Here is a 15,186-nt window from a genome sequence, read left to right as displayed (position 1 = left end):
CGGCTTTGGCGCAGCCGGCCCACACCCTGTAGTCTCCCGTCATCCGAGAATCAGGAGACCTCATGGCCCGCGACGGCGCCGTCTACGCCTGCCAGTCCTGTGGTGCGGTCCAGACCAAGTGGTCCGGACAGTGCCCCGCCTGCCAAAGCTGGAACACCCTGGTCGAGGAGGTGGGCGCCAAGCCACCCGGCGCCCTGTCGACGACCAAGGCCACGCGCGTGCGCGGCCTGCAGTTCACCGGCCTGGAAAGCGAGACCGCTCCGCCCCCGCGCATCCTGACCGGCGTCGACGAGTTCGACCGCGTCTGCGGCGGCGGCGTCGTGCCGGGCTCGGCCATCCTGATCGGCGGCGACCCGGGCGTCGGCAAGTCCACCCTGCTGCTGCAGGTCTGCGCCAGCGCCGCCGCGCGCGGGGTGTCCTGCGCCTACATCTCCGGCGAAGAGGCCGTGGAGCAGATCCGCGGCCGCGCCGACCGGATGGGTCTCGCCAAATCCAATGTCAGCCTGGCAGCCGAAACGGCGCTGCGCGACATCCTGGATGGCCTCAAGCGCGACAACTTCGATCTCGTGGTCATCGACTCCATCCAAACGATGTGGAGCGACGCCCACGAGGCCGGTCCCGGCACCGTCACCCAGGTCCGCGCCTGCGCCACCGAGCTGGTGCGCCTGGCCAAGAAGAAGGGCGTGGCGATCCTGCTGGTGGGCCACGTCACCAAGGACGGCCAGATCGCCGGCCCGCGAGTCGTCGAGCACCTCGTCGACGCCGTCCTCAGCTTCGAGGGCGAGCGCGGCTATCCGTTCCGCATCCTGCGCGGGGCCAAGAACCGCTTCGGCGCCACCGACGAGATCGGCGTCTTCGAGATGGGCGACGTCGGCCTGCGCGAGGTCAAGAACCCCTCGGCCCTGTTCCTGAACGAAGGCGGCGAGCGCGCGGCCGGCGCGGCGGTGTTCGCCGGCATCGAGGGCAGCCGGCCCGTGCTGGTGGAATTCCAGGCCTTGGTCGCGCCTTCCGCGTACGGAACACCGCGCCGAGCGGTTGTCGGATGGGATTCCGGACGTCTGGCCATGGTGCTCGCCGTACTCGAGGCCCGATGCGGCCTTGGTTTTGGCGACAAGGACGTCTATCTGAACGTCGCCGGCGGCCTTCGCATCACCGAACCGGCGGCGGATCTCGCGGCGGCGGCGGCCTTGGCCTCTTCCGCCCTGGACGTCGCCCTGCCCCAGGACTGCGTCGTGTTCGGCGAGGTCAGTCTGTCGGGCGAAGTCAGACCCGTCAGCCGGATGGAGACTCGTTTGAAGGAAGCCGCGAAATTGGGATTTGGCCGGGCGCTTGGACCGCTCGCCGGCCTGCCTGAAGGCGGCGGATCGTTGCCGGTCGCAGGCGTGGCCCGCCTGGCCGACGCCGTGCGCCGCATCGGTGACGAGATCTGGACGAGCCTGACGTGACGCCTTTCGACATCATCGCCGGCCTACTGCTGCTCATCTCGGGCGTCACGGGCTGGATTCGCGGCGCTTCACGCGAGCTGACCTCGTTTCTGTCCTTCATCCTCGCCGCCGCCATCGCCCTCTTCGGTCTGCGCTTCAGCGGCCCTCTGTTCCGCGAGTTGATGGACCCGGACTGGGCCGCCACCGGCGCGGCGGTGCTAGTCGTGTTCGTGGTCTTCTTCCTGATCTTCCGCCTGATCGGCGCGCGGCTCACCGCCAGCCTGCAGCAGACCTCGGCCGGAACGCTCGACAACGCCATCGGCGCGAGCTTTGGCCTGGTCCGCGCCTGCGTCGTGCTGGGCGTTTTCAATCTATTGCTGCACCTGGCGACGCCGCCGGATCGAATGCCGCGCTGGGTCGAGGACTCAATTTTCTATCCTCTGTCCGAAGTCAGCGGCAAAGCCCTCAAGGTCTTTGCACCGAAAGGCAAGGCGCTGGCCGGCAAGCTGGCTCCCGCGATCAAGGACGCTGTCCACGACGGGGCTAAGGACGGCGGCGACAATACGTCCGGCGAGGAATCGTCGGGAAAAGGCTATGACAAGAACCAGCGTCGGGACCTCGACGATCTGGTGGAGAAATCGCGATGAGCTTCCTGGGCCAGTCGACCGACCGCTATTCGTCCCCCGCTTGGCGCGATCCCGAGGATGACACGTTGCGCCTGGAGTGCGGCGTGTTCGGCGTCTTCGGCGTCCGAGACGCGGCGGCCATCGCGGCCCTGGGCCTGCACGCCCTACAGCATCGCGGCCAGGAAGCCTGCGGCATCGCCGCCTTCGACGGCAACCGCTTCCACACTGAACGCCATATGGGCCATGTCGGCGACGCCTTCACCGGCGCGGACCTCGTCCAGCGCCTGCCCGGCAACATGGCCATCGGCCACACGCGCTATTCGACGGCCGGCGGCGCGGGCATTCGCAACGTCCAGCCGATGTTCGCCGATCTTGAGACCGGCGGCGTCGCGATCGCCCACAACGGCAACCTGACCAATTTCCTGACCCTGCGCGAGCGCCTGGTGCAGGAAGGCGCGATCTTCCAGTCGACCTCGGACAGCGAGGTGATCCTTCACCTGATCGCCCGCTCGCGGAAGGCCAAGATCGTCGACCGCTTCGTCGACGCGGTCAGCCAGATCGAGGGCGGTTACGCCCTGGTGGCCATCACCAACAAGAAGATGATCGGCATGCGCGACCCGCTGGGCATTCGCCCGCTGGTGCTGGGCGATCTGGATGGCAAGCCGGTCCTGGCTTCCGAGACCTGCGCGCTCGACATGATCGGCGCCCGCTTCGTGCGCGACGTCGAGCACGGCGAGATGGTGGTGATCGAGGAGACCGGCGTCACCTCGACCAAGCCGTTCCAGGCCAAGGCCGCTCGGCCCTGCGTGTTCGAGTATGTCTATTTCGCCCGTCCCGACAGCGTCGTGAACGGCCGCTCGGTCTATGGCGTGCGCAAGCGCATGGGCCACAACCTGGCCAAGGAGACCGGCGTCGAGGCCGACGTCGTGGTGCCGGTGCCCGACAGCGGCGTGCCCGCTGCTTTGGGCTACGCCCAGGAAAGCGGTCTGCCCTTCGAGATGGGCATCATCCGCAACCACTATGTGGGCCGCACCTTCATCCAGCCGACGCAAGGCGTCCGCGAACTGGGCGTGCGCATGAAGCACAGCCCCAACCGCGCCGTTCTGGCCGGCAAGCGCGTGGTGCTGATCGACGACTCGATCGTGCGCGGCACCACCTCGCTGAAGATCGTGCGTATGGTCCGCGAGGCCGGCGCCACGGAGGTCCACCTCCGCTCGGCCAGCCCGCCGATCAAGTGGCCCGACTTCTACGGCATCGACATGCCCGAGCGTGAACAACTGCTGGCGGCCAACAAGTCGCTGGAAGAGATGGCCAAGTTCCTGGAAGTCGACAGCCTGGGCTTCCTGTCGGTCGAGGGCCTGTACGACGCCCTGGAGGCTGGCACCCGCGACCCGGCCGCGCCGCAGTTCACCGACCACTACTTCACCGGCGACTATCCGACCCGCCTGACGGACCGCGAGATCGCCGAAGGCCGCAACGAAGCCAACGACAAGCAGCTGTCGCTGCTGGTCAGCGCCTAAAGTCGCCGCCCGCATGGGTCTGAAGGGTCTGCTCGAGAAGCTGAAGCTCGAGCCTTATGTGATCGCCCTGTTCGGCATGGTCGTGCTGGCCTCGATCCTGCCGGTTCGGGGCGAGGCGGCGCATGGCCTGTCGATCGTCGTCAAGCTGGCGATCGCCCTGCTGTTCTTCCTGCATGGCGCGAAGCTGTCGCGGGAGTCCGTCGTCGCCGGCGTCACCCATTGGCGCCTGCACCTGCTGATCCTGGGCTTCACCTTCGTGATGTTCCCGGTGCTGGGCCTGGTCATCAGCAAGATCGGCGTGCTGCCGCCGACCCTGGCGGCCGGCATCCTGTTCCTGTGCTGCCTGCCCTCGACCGTTCAGTCGTCGATCGCCTTCACCTCGATCGCGCGAGGTAATGTCGCCGCCGCCGTCGTGGCGGCCAGCGCCTCGAACCTGTTCGGCATCTTCATCACGCCGGTGCTCGTGGGCCTGCTGATGCACACCCAAGGCGGCGCGGCGGGCGGCTGGCAGTCGGTGCGCGATATCGTCGTCCAGTTGCTGCTGCCGTTCATCGCCGGCCAGCTGGCGCGGCCGCTGGTCAGCGCTTGGATCACCAAGCACAAGGGCCTGATCGGCTATGTCGATCGCGGTTCGATCCTGCTGGTCGTCTACTCGGCCTTCAGCGCGGCCGTGGTCGGCGGCATCTGGCACAGGATTTCGCCGCTGCAGCTTCTGATCCTTCTGGTGGTCTGTGGCGTTCTGCTGGCGATCGTGCTGGCGGCGACGACCTTCGGCGCGCGCGCTCTAGGCTTCTCGCCCGAGGACGAGAAGGCGATCACCTTCTGCGGCTCCAAGAAGAGCCTGGCGACCGGCGTGCCAATGGCGGGCATCCTGTTCCCCGGCCCAACCGCCGGGATCATCGTCCTGCCACTGATGATCTTTCACCAGATCCAGCTGATGGCCTGTTCGATCATCGCCCAGCACTACGCCAAGCAGACCAAGGAAGCCGAGGCTTAAGGGTTTCCCGCGGTTTCCGTTTCTCCATCCCTGCTCTAGAACGCGCCCATGACCTTCGACTCCTCCAAGCCACTGGCCGGCCGCATCGCTCTCGTCACCGGCGCCACGCGCGGCATCGGCGAGGCGGTCGCCCTGGGTTTGGCCAAGGCCGGCGCTCACGTCATCGCCGTGGGCCGCACCCAAGGCGCGCTAGAGGCCCTGGACGACGCCATCCTGGCCGCCACCGGCGAGCGCGCGACCCTGGTCCCGCTGGACCTGCGCGAGGCCGATGGTCTGGATCACCTGGGCGCGGCGATCCACGAACGCTGGGGCAAGCTCGACATCCTGGTCGGCGCGGCCGCCCTGTTGGGTCCCCTCACCCCGATCAGTCACCTGGAGCCCAAGGGCTGGGACATGGTGCTGAGCACCAACCTGACGGCCAACTGGCGCTTGATCAGATCGATGGACCCACTGCTGCGCGCGTCGGACGCTGGCCGGGCCCTGTTCTTCTCCAGCAGCGTCGCGCGCACCCGCCCGGCCTTCTGGGGCGTCTACGCGACCACCAAGGCGGCGCTTGAGGCCCTGGTTGACGTCTATGCCGACGAGACCGAGAACACCGCCGTCCGCGCCTTCTGCGTCGATCCGGGCGCCATGCGCACAAAGATGCGCGCCGGCGCCTTCCCGGGCGAAGACCCAAAGACCGTGCCCGCGCCGGAGACGATCGTTCCGTTCATCGTCGATCTGGTTCGCCCCGGTCGGGAACCTCCAAAGGGCGTGGTCCGCTTCAAGGAGCGTGGCCAGGAGTCTCCCAGCATCGACGCCTGAGGCGATTCGCGGACGGTCCAGCCATCGCCTCGGCGCCAACCCGCCAGAGTTGCCCCCTAGCCAGCCCACCGCCTGGCGTGATCGGCCGTGGCCGACACGGCGCGACATTCCGCCCTCTGGGTCGAGAATTATTCCTCCATTAACGCTACCGTCAGACACCTGAGAACATTCATCTCAATGCAGCAGGGGCGCGACGATGGCGCTGTTCTCCTTCAATCGCCAAGACAGCGACGCCTCGAACAAGCTCGCCGACTTGCAGGGCGTCGTCGACGCCATCCAACGCTCCCAGGCGGTTATCGAATTCAATCTCGACGGCGTGGTCCTTAGCGCCAACGAGAATTTCCTGAATACGATGGGCTATAGCCTGAGCGACATCCAAGGCCAGCGCCACAGCCTGTTCGTCGACCCTGCCTACGCGTCGAGCACGGAATATCGCGAGTTCTGGCGGCGCTTGAACGCCGGCGAGTATCTGTCGGCCAAGTTCCGCCGCGTGGGCAAGGGCGGCAAGGAGATCTGGATACAGGCTTCCTACAATCCGATCTTCGACAAGAACGGCCGTCCGTCGAAGGTCATCAAGTTCGCCATCGACATCACCGCCATCGAGCAGGAGCGTCAACGCGCCGAGGCCGAACGCAAGCAGACCCATGAGGAGCAGGACATGGTCGTGTCTGCTCTGGCTGAAAGCCTGCGTCGCCTGGCCCAGGGCGACTTGACCGCCTGCATCGACGCCGCTTTAGACGGTCGCTATGCGCAGCTCAAGCAGGACTTCAACGCTGCGATCGAAAGCCTGAAGGACGCCATGGCCGTGATCGCCCAGACGGCGCGCAGCATGGAGAATGGCTCGAACGAGATCGCCAGCGCCTCGAACGACCTGGCCAAGCGGACCGAGCAGCAGGCTTCCAGCCTGGAGGAGACCGCCGCCGCGCTCGACGAGATCACCGCCACAGTCAAGCGTAGCGCCGAGGGCGCCAAACAGGCGTCTGACGCCGCAGCGACCGCCAGCGCCGAAGCAGACCGCTCTGGCGAGGTCGTGCGCGAGGCCGTCGCCGCCATGGGCGAGATCGAGAAGTCTTCGGGTCAGATCACGCAGATCATCGGCGTGATCGACGAGATCGCCTTCCAGACCAACCTCTTGGCTCTGAACGCAGGCGTCGAAGCCGCGCGGGCGGGTGAAGCCGGTCGAGGTTTCGCCGTTGTCGCGCAGGAGGTACGAGCCCTGGCGCAACGCTCCGCCGAAGCGGCCAAGGAGATCAAGACCCTTATCGCCGGCAGCACGGCCCAGGTCGAGCGCGGCGTGCGCCTCGTTGACGATACGGGTCAGGCGCTTGAAGGCATCGTCGCCAAGGTCGGGCAGATCAACAGCTTGATCCGCGATATGGCCGTCTCGTCCCAGGAGCAAGCGCTCGGTCTCAACGAGGTGAACGCTGCGGTGAACCAGATGGATCAGGTGACCCAGCAGAACGCCGCCATGGTCGAGCAGGCCAACACCGCCTCGGCCACCTTGCGAGCCGAAGCCTTGGACCTGACGCGGCAGGTGTCACGCTTCCAGGTGGGCAGCGCTCGTCCTGAGCCCGCCCAGGCGGAGCGTCACGCGCCCGCGCGCAACCCCGTGGCCGAGCAGCAGGCCCGCCTTCGCGCCTTCACCCGCCCGGGCGCAGCGGCCGCCACGGCTCCGGCCGCCGAGTGGGAAGAGTTCTAGGGTTTATCGGCCCTTGGGGCGTCCTGGACCCGTGTTGCCGCGCACGGTTCGCGAGCCCGCTGCTGGCCTGCGCGGCGCTCCGGCCTTTCCGCCGGCCGACTTGACGCCAACCTTGTAGCTTGGCGTCGTCGAGACCTTTTTCTGAACGCGGGGCCCCTTGGCCTTCACCGATTTGACGGCGGCCTTGCCGGGTTCGGCGGGCGGCGCGTCCCCGGCGGCGCCCCTTGGGGCGGCCTTCGGAGCGGCGGGAGCCTTCTTCTTGACGGGCTGCTTCAGCGTCGGATCGGGCAGACCTGCTTCCGCCGCAGCCTTGGCGGCGGCTTCGTCGGCCAGGCGCTTGGATTTCTTGACCGTATTGCGGGAAGCGCGGATGCGTTCTTCCTCGCGCTCGCGCCGCTCGAACTCGCGCTTGCCACGGCCGCTGTGGCCCTTGGCCTCGCCGTCGGCATAGGGGTTCGCGCCCGACTTGATGGTGATGCGCAGCGGCACCCCCGGCAGGTCGAAGCTCTCGCGCAGGGAGTTGATCAGATAGCGCCGATAGTGATCGGGCATCTGGTCGGCGCGGCTGGAAAACAGCACGAAGGTCGGTGGGCGAGCCTTGGTCTGGGCCATGTATTTCGGCTTTACCCGGCGGCCGCTGACGGCGGGCGGCGGGTGGCGCTGCATGGCCATCTGCAGCCAGTCGTTCAGGTCTCGCGTCTTGACCTTGGTCGACCAGTCCTTGTGGATCTTCAGCACGGCCGGCATCAGCTTGTTGACGCCGCTGCCGGTCTCACCCGACAGCGCCACCACCGGCGCGCCGCGCACCTGGGGCAGCATCCGCTCGGCATGTTCCCGGAACGCGGCCAGGGTGCCGGCCTGATCCTCGATCAGATCCCATTTGGCCAGGACGAACACCAGCGCCCGCCCTTCCCGCTCGGTCAGGTCGGCGATCTGCAGGTCCTGGATCTCGAACGGATGGGTGGCGTCCATTACCAGCACCACGACCTCAGCGAAGGTGATGGCGCGGATGGTGTCCTGAGTGGAGAGCTTCTCCAGCTTCTCCTGAACCTTGGCCTTCTTGCGCAGGCCGGCGGTGTCGACCAGGCGGACCTTCTTGTCGCCCCAGACCCAGTCGACCGAGATCGAGTCGCGGGTGATGCCGGCCTCGGGACCGGTCAGCAGGCGTTGCTCGCCGATCAGGCGGTTGATCAGGGTGGACTTGCCGGCGTTCGGACGGCCGACGATGGCCAGCCGGATCGGCTTGTCCTCGTCATCCTCGTCGTCGGAATACTGGTCTTCGGGCACGGCGGCCAGCATGGCGGCGTAGAGCTCGGCCATGCCTTCGCCGTGCTCGCCCGAGATCGGGATCGGCTCGCCCAGACCCAGCTTGTAGGCTTCGCCGATGCCCGACTGGCCCGCTTTACCCTCGGCCTTGTTGGCGGCGATGATCACGGGCTTGCCGCGACGGCGCAGCAGGGTGGCGAACACCTCGTCCAAGGGCGTGACGCCTTCGCGGGCGTCGTAGATGAACAGCGAGAGGTCGGCTTCCTCGATCGCCAGCTCGGTCTGGGCGCGCATGCGCGCTTCCAGGCTCTCGTCGGCGACGTCCTCGAAGCCGGCGGTGTCGATCAGTTGCAGGTCCAGGTCGCCCAAGCGGCCGTCGGCGTAGCGACGATCGCGGGTCACCCCCGGCTGGTCGTCGACGATGGCCAGCTTCTTGCCGGCAAGACGGTTGAACAGCGTGGACTTGCCCACATTGGGCCGGCCGACGATCGCGAGTTTCAAAGGCATAGGCGTCCAGTAGTCGATTTTGGCCCTCTTCGCAAAAGCGAAGGCCCGGGCCGGCTCTCACCGTCCCGGGCCCGAAGGCGTTTGATTGTCTTTCCGCCCCCGCGAAAGGGCCGAAGGATCAGCGGATGGCGACCAGTTCGGCGTCGTCCGTGACCACGTAGATCATGTTGCCGACCGCGATCGGGTTGATCAGAACGGGCGAGCCGATCTTGAGGGTCTTTTCCTTGGCGCCGGTCTTGGCGTTCAGCGCGACGGCCTCGCCCTGGCTGGAGACCGTGATCAGGCGGCCATTGGCCAGGATCGGCGTCGACCACAGGATCGGACGCTTGGCGCGCTTCTTCTTCTGCTTCTTGGTCAGGGACTCGGTGTTGTTGAGGTCCTGGATCCAATAGACCGAACCGCTCTCGCGCGAGACGCAGATGACCTGGCCAGCCTTGTCCACGACATAGACGACATCGCCTGCGACCCAAGGAGTCGTGATGGCGGTGACCGGCAGGCTCCAGCGGGCCTGACCCGTGCGCAGGTCGGTGGCGGCGAAGACGCCCGAGTGGCTGACGGCGAAGACATCACCCTTGTAGATGACCGGACGGCCAGGGATGTCCCGGATTTCCGACAGGGCGTTCGTGCGGCTGGCGCGGCTCAGCGCCTCGTTCCAAAGATCGTTGCCGTTGGCGGCGCGCAGGGCCACCAACTCGCCCGAGGCGAAGCCAGCGACCACGGTGTCGCCGCTGACGGCGGGCGTGGAAGCGGCCAGGATGCGCGCCGGCTCGCTGAGCGCCTGATAGGTCCAACCCGGCGCGCCGGTGGCGGCGTCGAAGGTCAGGAGTTCGTTGTCAGTCGAGACCACGAACACCCGGCCGTCGACGACGGTGGGCGCGGCATGGATCGGGGTCGAGCTTTGCTGCGTCCAGCCTAGAGCGCCGGTGGCCGAGTCGATCTGGGCCACGAAACGGTAGCCCGATGCGACGTACAGCTTGTTGTCAGGCCCAAGGGCCAGGCCACCGCCAAATCCCAGGCGGTCGTTCTTCTTGGGCAGCAAGCCCAGGAAACCGCCTTTCAGAGTCGGGCCCGCAGCGGGACGCAGGTCCTTGCGCCACACGGTCGAACCGGTCTTGGCGTCAAGCGCCGCGACCTCGGCCGCGCCGTCCATGACGTAGATGCGATCTCCGGCGGACACCGGCGGGGCCGTGACGTGGAACGTGCGACCGCCCTTCTTGCCAAAGCCGCGCTTCCAGGCGACCTCGAAGGCCTTGCCCGCGTCGACGTGTTCGACGGATTGCTCAGGATTGCCGCCCGGCAGGCGCCATTCGGTCTGGGCGACCGGATCGGGCAGGAAAAAGTCAGCGCCCTTCAACGATTCGTTGGCCTCGACCTTCTGATCGAAGGCGATGACCGAGATGCGCTGGCCTTGGCTGGCGGTGCTCTTGTTCTCGTCGTCCTTGTTGAACGGATTGAGCTTGGAGACCGTCGAGCAGCCGCTGACGACCACGGAGGCCGACATCAGCGCCACCAGGGCGACGGAACGCTTGGACATCATAAGGCGGCTCATTGAACGGCGTTGGGGGCGGCGCTAGGGGCCACGGTGGACGGCAGCTGGCCGAGAGGCGGCATAGCCGGCAAGCTGGCGGCGGCCTTCACCGCTGCGGCCAAATCCTTGGCCGTGCCTGAGTCGATCAGTTGCATCGCGGCCTGGGCGCGCTGGCGGACTTCATCAGACGTGTTGTCCAGCGAATTGGCGAGCACCACAAAATCGCCCTTCGCGCCTGCGACATCGCCAGCCTGAAGCTTGGCGAAGGCCAGGGCTTCCTTGGCGTACACGCGGTAAGGGCTCTTTTCTCCCGCCAAAGGCGTCAACCTCGACTCAATGTCCTTGTAGGACGCGGTGTCCATCAGCGCGAAGGCGGATTTGAGGCGGGCAAGATCACCAAGGATTGCATCGGGCGCGGCCTTGGCGGCCTCGTCGAAATAGGCGACGGCTTCCTTAGCCTTGTTCTCTTGGATGCGGATGTCACCCATCTGCAGCAGCGCCAGGGCTTTGTAGCCGCGCGCGTCGCCGTCGGCGACAGCCTTGAACTGGCCGAACGCCTTGAGCGGGCCTGCGGTTTGGGCGGTCTCCAGCGCGGCCTGGTAGGCCTCGGACGCCTTGTCGGCCTGGCTGGTCTGATAGGACTTCCAACCCCAATAGCCGCCAACGCCGATCACGGCCGCGGCGACCGCCGCGATGACCCAGGGCAAAGACTTGGCGGCGAGCGACTTGTAGCGCTCCGCTCGGAGCTGTTCTTCGACTTCGTCAAAAACATCGACCACGAAACGAGGCTCCAGAACAGGCGGTGAGGCCAAGGGACGTCGCGCACGAACCGGGCCGACATCGCTGGTTTAAGACAGATTGTGGCGGACGAAGGGCCGCTCGCCGAGGCGGCGAACCTATAGCGTGCCGCGCCCTGCCGCAACGCCCGCCGCTTTGCGATCGGTCATGAGGGGTCAGGCCTTCTTGGCGTAGTAGGTCTCGGCCTCGCCCGGGAAGCTCCGGTCCTGCACGTCGCGGGCGTACTGGGCCGCCGCACGCTGGATTTCGCCCTTGAGATCGGCGTAGCGGCGCACGAATTTCGGGGTCCAGTCGAACAGGCCCAACATGTCGTCGACTACCAGCACCTGACCGTCGCACGCCGCCGAGGCGCCGATGCCGATGGTCGGCACGCCGACCGCCTCGGTCACTTCGCGCGCCAGGCCCTCGGCGACACCTTCGACCACGATCGCGAAGGCGCCCGCCTCGGCCGTCAGACGCGCCTCCTCCAGCACCTTGAGCCAGCCGGCCTCATCCTTGCCCTTGGCCTTGAAGCCGCCTTCCAGCAGCACAGCCTGGGGACGCAGGCCAACATGACCCATCACCGGAACCCCGCGCTGGGTCAGGTAGGCGATCGTCTGGGGCACCGTCGGCCCGCTCTCGACCTTCACAGCTTGGGCGCCGGTCTCCTTCATGATCCGCACGGCGTTGGCGTAGGCCTCCTCGTGCGAGGCCTCGTACGAGCCGAACGGCATGTCGATCACGACCATCGCCTTCCGAGAGCCCCTCATGACCGCCTGGCCGTGCAGGATCATCATATCCAGGGTCACGCCGACGGTGTTGGGCAGGCCGTGGACGACCATGCCGACGGAGTCGCCGACCAGCAGCACATCGCAGGCGTCGTCGAGCGCGGCCGCCACGGGGGCCGTGTACGCTGTCAGGCATACGATCGGCTTGCCGCCCTTGCGGGCGGCGATGTCAGGGGCAGCCAGACGGCGAACCGTCTCTTCACGGTGAGCGGACAGGACCAACGCTCCTCAAGCAACGCGATTGGGCGCCGTTTGTGGGCCGGATCGCGCCGCGCCGCAACATGAACAACGATAAGCCGCCTAAAGCTCCTCGACGAGACGCGTTACGACAAAGGCCAGCGCAACCACCGCCAAGGCCGCCGCAAGCCAAACCGCCTCGGCGCTGGCGGGCGTGGTCAGCACGGAATTGATCTTGGCGACACCCACGCTGTACTCGGCCTCGAGATTGTGACCCCCGTTGCGAGACAGCTGGGCGATCTCGTCCGCGAAGCGCGTGGACAGAATCTGGAACGCGCCGAAAAGGCCCGCCACGGTTCCCGCGCCGCCGATGAATAGTCGTCTCATCGCCCAGCCTCGGTCGAGTTTGGCGGCGACTTCGGCGTTGAACAGCGGCGCGTCCGGGAATGACGGCGGCTCGGCGAACAGACGGGTCAACTGGGCTTCGAAATCGGATTCAGCCATGCGCTTCCCTCCTCGCCCCCTCCTCGGGTCGGGCGAGCTTCGCCCGGAGTTTATCCAGACCACGTTTGACATGGGATTTGACCGTGCCGATCGGGAGGTTCAAGGCCTCGGCCGCCTCGGCGTGGGACCAGTCGGCCCCGTAGCAGAGCGAGACACAGAGCCGTTCGCCGCGAGAGAGCGCCTTGAGCGCGTCGTCGAGGTCAATGCGGCTAGCGGCGTCTCCCGACGCGTCCCGCCCCCCGAGCTCCTCCGCTGGCTCGATCGTGTCCGAAAAGATCAATCGCGCCTCGCGCTTGACCTTCTTCAGATAGAGCCGCGCGGCGATCTTCTTGATCCAACCGGCGAAGGTCCCCTCGCCCCGGAACTCCGCCACCTGCTCGAAGCCGGTGATGAAGGCGTCCTGGGCCAGGTCGTCGGCCGTCGCTGAGTCGGCGCCGAGCCGCCGCAGCAGGCCGCGCACAGCGGAACCATGACGCCGGACCAGCTCTCCGTAGGCCTGACGATCGCCGCTCGCCGCCTTTGCGGCGAGTTCGATATCGTGACCGGTTGGCGGGCTTTGAGCGCCCATGGTTTCAAGCCCCTCCCAAGGCTCCGGGCGCTAGACCCGCGGCTCCTTGTTCGGATTGAAGAAGCTGAGGACGATGTAGGCGACGCCGATCACCGCCGGAATGCTGGCGATGGCGAAGCCGTCGAAGTCACCATCCCCATCGAGGAAGTCGCCGAAGTAAGTGGCCAGCGCCACGCCGATGCCCACGGCCAGCCAGATGACGCCGGTGCGCAGGTCGCGCAGGCGGCTGGGCGGCAGCTTGACGCTCTTGGTCAGGGTTTCGATGACCTCGGGCGGAAGGGGCTGGCCCTTTTCGATGGCGGCGCGGACCGTGGCCTGCATCTCGCGACGCTCCTTGCTCTTGAAGTAGAACGGCAGCACGACGATGGCGACGACCATGGCGAAGGCGCCGATCGGGACAATGATTTCAGGACCCATGACTCAATCCTCCTGGATTTCGTGGAGCGACGCCCCCAAGCGCCGCCTTCACAAGTAAGAGGCGTTCACGGCTCTGTTTGGAGGCGCCCGCCGGGATGAAACTTTCGTAAGGCGGGCTTAACGCGGGAAAAGACCCGTCCCACGCCAAGCCGATGATCCACAGATCATGAGGATCGCCGCCACGAAAGCCAGCAACGTCGCCGTCGGCGCCAGGGCCGGCGCGAGCTTGGCTACCGCCAGATCAAGCACCGGGGCGAAGGCCCACAGGACCACGGCCAGAACGGCCGCCCAGCCAGCAGCAACCACCAGGCGCGAAAAAAAGGCCCGACGCTCGACGCGCTTGATCACTTCGAGCGTGAAGAGATCAGCGCGGCTCTGCCTGGGTGTCTCCCCCAGGAAAGCGGAAAGTTGATCGTCGGGGCTCATCAAGCGCCTCCTAGAACCGAAAGTAGCCGCTCGCGGCCACGGGTAACATGCGATTTGACGGTGCCGAGGGGAAGCCCTAGCGCATCGGCCGCCTCGGCGTGGGACCAAGCCTGGCCCAGGCAAAGGGTGACACACGCCCGCTGATCCTCGGTCAAGGTCGCCAGGGCGGCCTCGAGCGCCAAGCGATCCTCCGCGCCGACCTCGGCGGTGGCTTCCAGTTCCTGCTCGCCGCGCCAAGCCTCGTCCCGAGCCGCCGCGCGCTGAGCGCCGCGCTTCTGGGAGAGAGCCTTCTTCCAGGCCACGCCGTACAACCAGGCCCGAAACCCGTCGTCGTCGCGCAACTTGTGGAGCCCAGACCAGGCGCCCACGAAGGCCTCCTGAGCGATATCGTCCGCGTCGATCCAGCCGCTCTTGCGAAGAAAGCCCCGCAAAGGCTTTTCATGGATCGCCACGAGACGGGCGAAAGCGGCCTGGGAACCCGCGCGCGCCTGTCTGACGAGCGCGGCGTCCATCAGACGGTCGGCCCATTCCGATCCAGCAGGACCTGGACCAGCGTGGCCACACAGATCGAGCCCAGAACAAAGGCTACGATCGTGAAAGCTTCTCCCGCGCCGTAGATATTGGTGACGGCCGCGAAAGCGAACCCGCTGCTCAGCATGCCGAACAGGACCACGCGGTACCAAGTGCGTTCGCGGCGCCAACGAAAGCCATGACGCGGACGATCCTCGTCCTGTTCGTCGAAGTCGCGCCAACGCCTGTCCAGCCGGGCCAAAAGCTGGGCTGGCGGCTCACGCCCCGAAGCGGCGTATGTCTTGATCAGATCCAGCATCGCCTGATTGGCCCTGTAGTCGAGCCAGTTCTTCCAGGCGCCGAAGACGAACGCGGCCAGCGGGAAGAGCAGCCACCAGAATTGGCGGAAAAGATCCTCGAACATCCCCGTCTCCTTAGCGGTTCAGTTGGGCCAGCAGAGCGGCTGGAGGCTCTTGGCCCTTCGCGGCTAAATCGCGCAGAACAGTCATCACCTCGCGCCGGGCGCGATAGGTCAGCCAGGCGCGGAAGGCGCCCAGAACCATGAAGCTCAGCGGGAACAGGAGCCACCAGAAGTCGCGAAACAGGTCGTAGGCCATGGCGTCATTCCTTCGATCACAGCGCGGTCAT

At 66.7% G+C, this 15,186-nt stretch carries 17 protein-coding genes; 6 read left to right on the top strand and 11 right to left on the bottom strand.

All coding sequences use genetic code 11. The annotated features are described in order from the left end of the window. Positions 1-62 precede the first annotated feature (62 nt). The 6 genes from radA to CSW59_RS09105 all read left to right on the top strand — a co-directional run bounded on the left by radA (position 63) and on the right by CSW59_RS09105 (position 7,070). The gene (radA, locus tag CSW59_RS09130; RefSeq protein WP_099443744.1) at positions 63-1,445 is read left to right on the top strand and encodes a DNA repair protein RadA; all 1,383 of its coding nucleotides are present in this window, start codon (positions 63-65) and stop codon (positions 1,443-1,445) included. After that, positions 1,442-2,071, top strand: a complete 630-nt coding sequence (locus tag CSW59_RS09125; protein ID WP_099443743.1) for a CvpA family protein — start codon at positions 1,442-1,444, stop codon at positions 2,069-2,071. The genes radA and CSW59_RS09125 overlap by 4 nt, the downstream gene beginning before the upstream one ends. Next, complete coding sequence (purF, locus tag CSW59_RS09120) at positions 2,068-3,570, top strand: amidophosphoribosyltransferase (protein WP_099443742.1); 1,503 nt, start codon at positions 2,068-2,070, stop codon at positions 3,568-3,570. The genes CSW59_RS09125 and purF overlap by 4 nt, the downstream gene beginning before the upstream one ends. A 13-nt stretch (positions 3,571-3,583) precedes the next feature. Then, positions 3,584-4,567 (top strand): bile acid:sodium symporter family protein, encoded by a 984-nt coding sequence (locus CSW59_RS09115; RefSeq protein ID WP_099443741.1) that lies wholly within the window; start codon positions 3,584-3,586, stop codon positions 4,565-4,567. A gap of 48 nt (positions 4,568-4,615) precedes the next feature. Next, positions 4,616-5,371, top strand: coding sequence for an SDR family NAD(P)-dependent oxidoreductase (locus CSW59_RS09110; RefSeq protein WP_099443740.1), 756 nt, complete (start codon positions 4,616-4,618; stop codon positions 5,369-5,371). A 196-nt stretch (positions 5,372-5,567) separates the two neighbouring features. After that, positions 5,568-7,070, top strand: a complete 1,503-nt coding sequence (locus CSW59_RS09105) for a PAS domain-containing methyl-accepting chemotaxis protein (RefSeq protein WP_099443739.1) — start codon at positions 5,568-5,570, stop codon at positions 7,068-7,070. 3 nt (positions 7,071-7,073) lie between these two features. Here CSW59_RS09105 and der read toward each other — a convergent pair whose 3' ends face one another. The 11 genes from der to CSW59_RS09050 form a co-directional block, all read right to left on the bottom strand. Then, entirely contained in the window at positions 7,074-8,843 is a 1,770-nt protein-coding gene (gene der / locus CSW59_RS09100) for a ribosome biogenesis GTPase Der (protein ID WP_099443738.1), read from the bottom strand. Positions 8,844-8,961: 118 nt separating this feature from the next. After that, positions 8,962-10,392 carry a PQQ-like beta-propeller repeat protein gene (locus CSW59_RS09095; RefSeq protein WP_099443737.1) on the bottom strand — a complete coding sequence of 477 codons (1,431 nt, stop codon included), beginning with the start codon at positions 10,390-10,392 and terminating at the stop codon, positions 8,962-8,964. Then, positions 10,389-11,150, bottom strand: a complete 762-nt coding sequence (locus CSW59_RS09090; RefSeq protein ID WP_099443736.1) for a tetratricopeptide repeat protein — start codon at positions 11,148-11,150, stop codon at positions 10,389-10,391. Before CSW59_RS09090 ends, CSW59_RS09095 begins: the two co-directional genes overlap by 4 nt. Before the next feature lie 174 nt (positions 11,151-11,324). Continuing rightward, positions 11,325-12,152: a 3-methyl-2-oxobutanoate hydroxymethyltransferase gene (gene panB / locus CSW59_RS09085; RefSeq protein ID WP_099443787.1), complete on the bottom strand. Its 828-nt coding sequence runs from the start codon at positions 12,150-12,152 to the stop codon at positions 11,325-11,327. Positions 12,153-12,236: 84 nt separating this feature from the next. After that, positions 12,237-12,617 (bottom strand): hypothetical protein, encoded by a 381-nt coding sequence (locus CSW59_RS09080; protein ID WP_099443735.1) that lies wholly within the window; start codon positions 12,615-12,617, stop codon positions 12,237-12,239. Further along, a complete protein-coding gene (locus CSW59_RS09075) occupies positions 12,610-13,185 on the bottom strand; it encodes an RNA polymerase sigma factor (protein WP_099443734.1) in 576 nt (191 codons plus the stop codon). The genes CSW59_RS09080 and CSW59_RS09075 overlap by 8 nt, the downstream gene beginning before the upstream one ends. 30 nt (positions 13,186-13,215) lie before the next feature. After that, positions 13,216-13,602: a DUF6249 domain-containing protein gene (locus tag CSW59_RS09070; RefSeq protein ID WP_099443733.1), complete on the bottom strand. Its 387-nt coding sequence runs from the start codon at positions 13,600-13,602 to the stop codon at positions 13,216-13,218. Between the two features lie 117 nt (positions 13,603-13,719). Then, a complete protein-coding gene (locus CSW59_RS09065) occupies positions 13,720-14,028 on the bottom strand; it encodes a hypothetical protein (protein ID WP_099443732.1) in 309 nt (102 codons plus the stop codon). After that, positions 14,028-14,540, bottom strand: a complete 513-nt coding sequence (locus CSW59_RS09060) for an RNA polymerase sigma factor (protein WP_099443731.1) — start codon at positions 14,538-14,540, stop codon at positions 14,028-14,030. The genes CSW59_RS09065 and CSW59_RS09060 overlap by 1 nt, the downstream gene beginning before the upstream one ends. Beyond that, positions 14,540-14,962, bottom strand: coding sequence for a hypothetical protein (locus CSW59_RS09055; RefSeq protein ID WP_099443730.1), 423 nt, complete (start codon positions 14,960-14,962; stop codon positions 14,540-14,542). The genes CSW59_RS09060 and CSW59_RS09055 overlap by 1 nt, the downstream gene beginning before the upstream one ends. A gap of 10 nt (positions 14,963-14,972) precedes the next feature. Next, complete coding sequence (locus CSW59_RS09050; RefSeq protein WP_099443729.1) at positions 14,973-15,155, bottom strand: hypothetical protein; 183 nt, start codon at positions 15,153-15,155, stop codon at positions 14,973-14,975. Positions 15,156-15,186 lie beyond the last annotated feature (31 nt).

Source organism: Caulobacter sp. BP25 (genome assembly GCF_002737755.1).
In the GTDB taxonomy this organism is placed as follows: domain Bacteria; phylum Pseudomonadota; class Alphaproteobacteria; order Caulobacterales; family Caulobacteraceae; genus Caulobacter.
This window is presented reverse-complemented; position numbering and strand designations above follow the sequence as displayed.

What these genes read in the sequence shown, in the direction of transcription:
- radA (WP_099443744.1), top strand. Translation starts at nt 63, where the DNA reads ATGGCCCGCGACGGCGCCGTCTACGCCTGCCAGTCCTGTGGTGCGGTC.
- purF (WP_099443742.1), top strand. Translation starts at nt 2,068, where the DNA reads ATGAGCTTCCTGGGCCAGTCGACCGACCGCTATTCGTCCCCCGCTTGG.
- CSW59_RS09115 (WP_099443741.1), top strand. Translation starts at nt 3,584, where the DNA reads ATGGGTCTGAAGGGTCTGCTCGAGAAGCTGAAGCTCGAGCCTTATGTG.
- CSW59_RS09110 (WP_099443740.1), top strand. Translation starts at nt 4,616, where the DNA reads ATGACCTTCGACTCCTCCAAGCCACTGGCCGGCCGCATCGCTCTCGTC.
- CSW59_RS09105 (WP_099443739.1), top strand. Translation starts at nt 5,568, where the DNA reads ATGGCGCTGTTCTCCTTCAATCGCCAAGACAGCGACGCCTCGAACAAG.
- der (WP_099443738.1), bottom strand. Translation starts at nt 8,843, where the DNA reads ATGCCTTTGAAACTCGCGATCGTCGGCCGGCCCAATGTGGGCAAGTCC.
- CSW59_RS09095 (WP_099443737.1), bottom strand. Translation starts at nt 10,392, where the DNA reads ATGAGCCGCCTTATGATGTCCAAGCGTTCCGTCGCCCTGGTGGCGCTG.
- CSW59_RS09080 (WP_099443735.1), bottom strand. Translation starts at nt 12,617, where the DNA reads ATGGCTGAATCCGATTTCGAAGCCCAGTTGACCCGTCTGTTCGCCGAG.
- CSW59_RS09075 (WP_099443734.1), bottom strand. Translation starts at nt 13,185, where the DNA reads ATGGGCGCTCAAAGCCCGCCAACCGGTCACGATATCGAACTCGCCGCA.
- CSW59_RS09070 (WP_099443733.1), bottom strand. Translation starts at nt 13,602, where the DNA reads ATGGGTCCTGAAATCATTGTCCCGATCGGCGCCTTCGCCATGGTCGTC.
- CSW59_RS09065 (WP_099443732.1), bottom strand. Translation starts at nt 14,028, where the DNA reads ATGAGCCCCGACGATCAACTTTCCGCTTTCCTGGGGGAGACACCCAGG.
- CSW59_RS09060 (WP_099443731.1), bottom strand. Translation starts at nt 14,540, where the DNA reads ATGGACGCCGCGCTCGTCAGACAGGCGCGCGCGGGTTCCCAGGCCGCT.
- CSW59_RS09055 (WP_099443730.1), bottom strand. Translation starts at nt 14,962, where the DNA reads ATGTTCGAGGATCTTTTCCGCCAATTCTGGTGGCTGCTCTTCCCGCTG.
- CSW59_RS09050 (WP_099443729.1), bottom strand. Translation starts at nt 15,155, where the DNA reads ATGGCCTACGACCTGTTTCGCGACTTCTGGTGGCTCCTGTTCCCGCTG.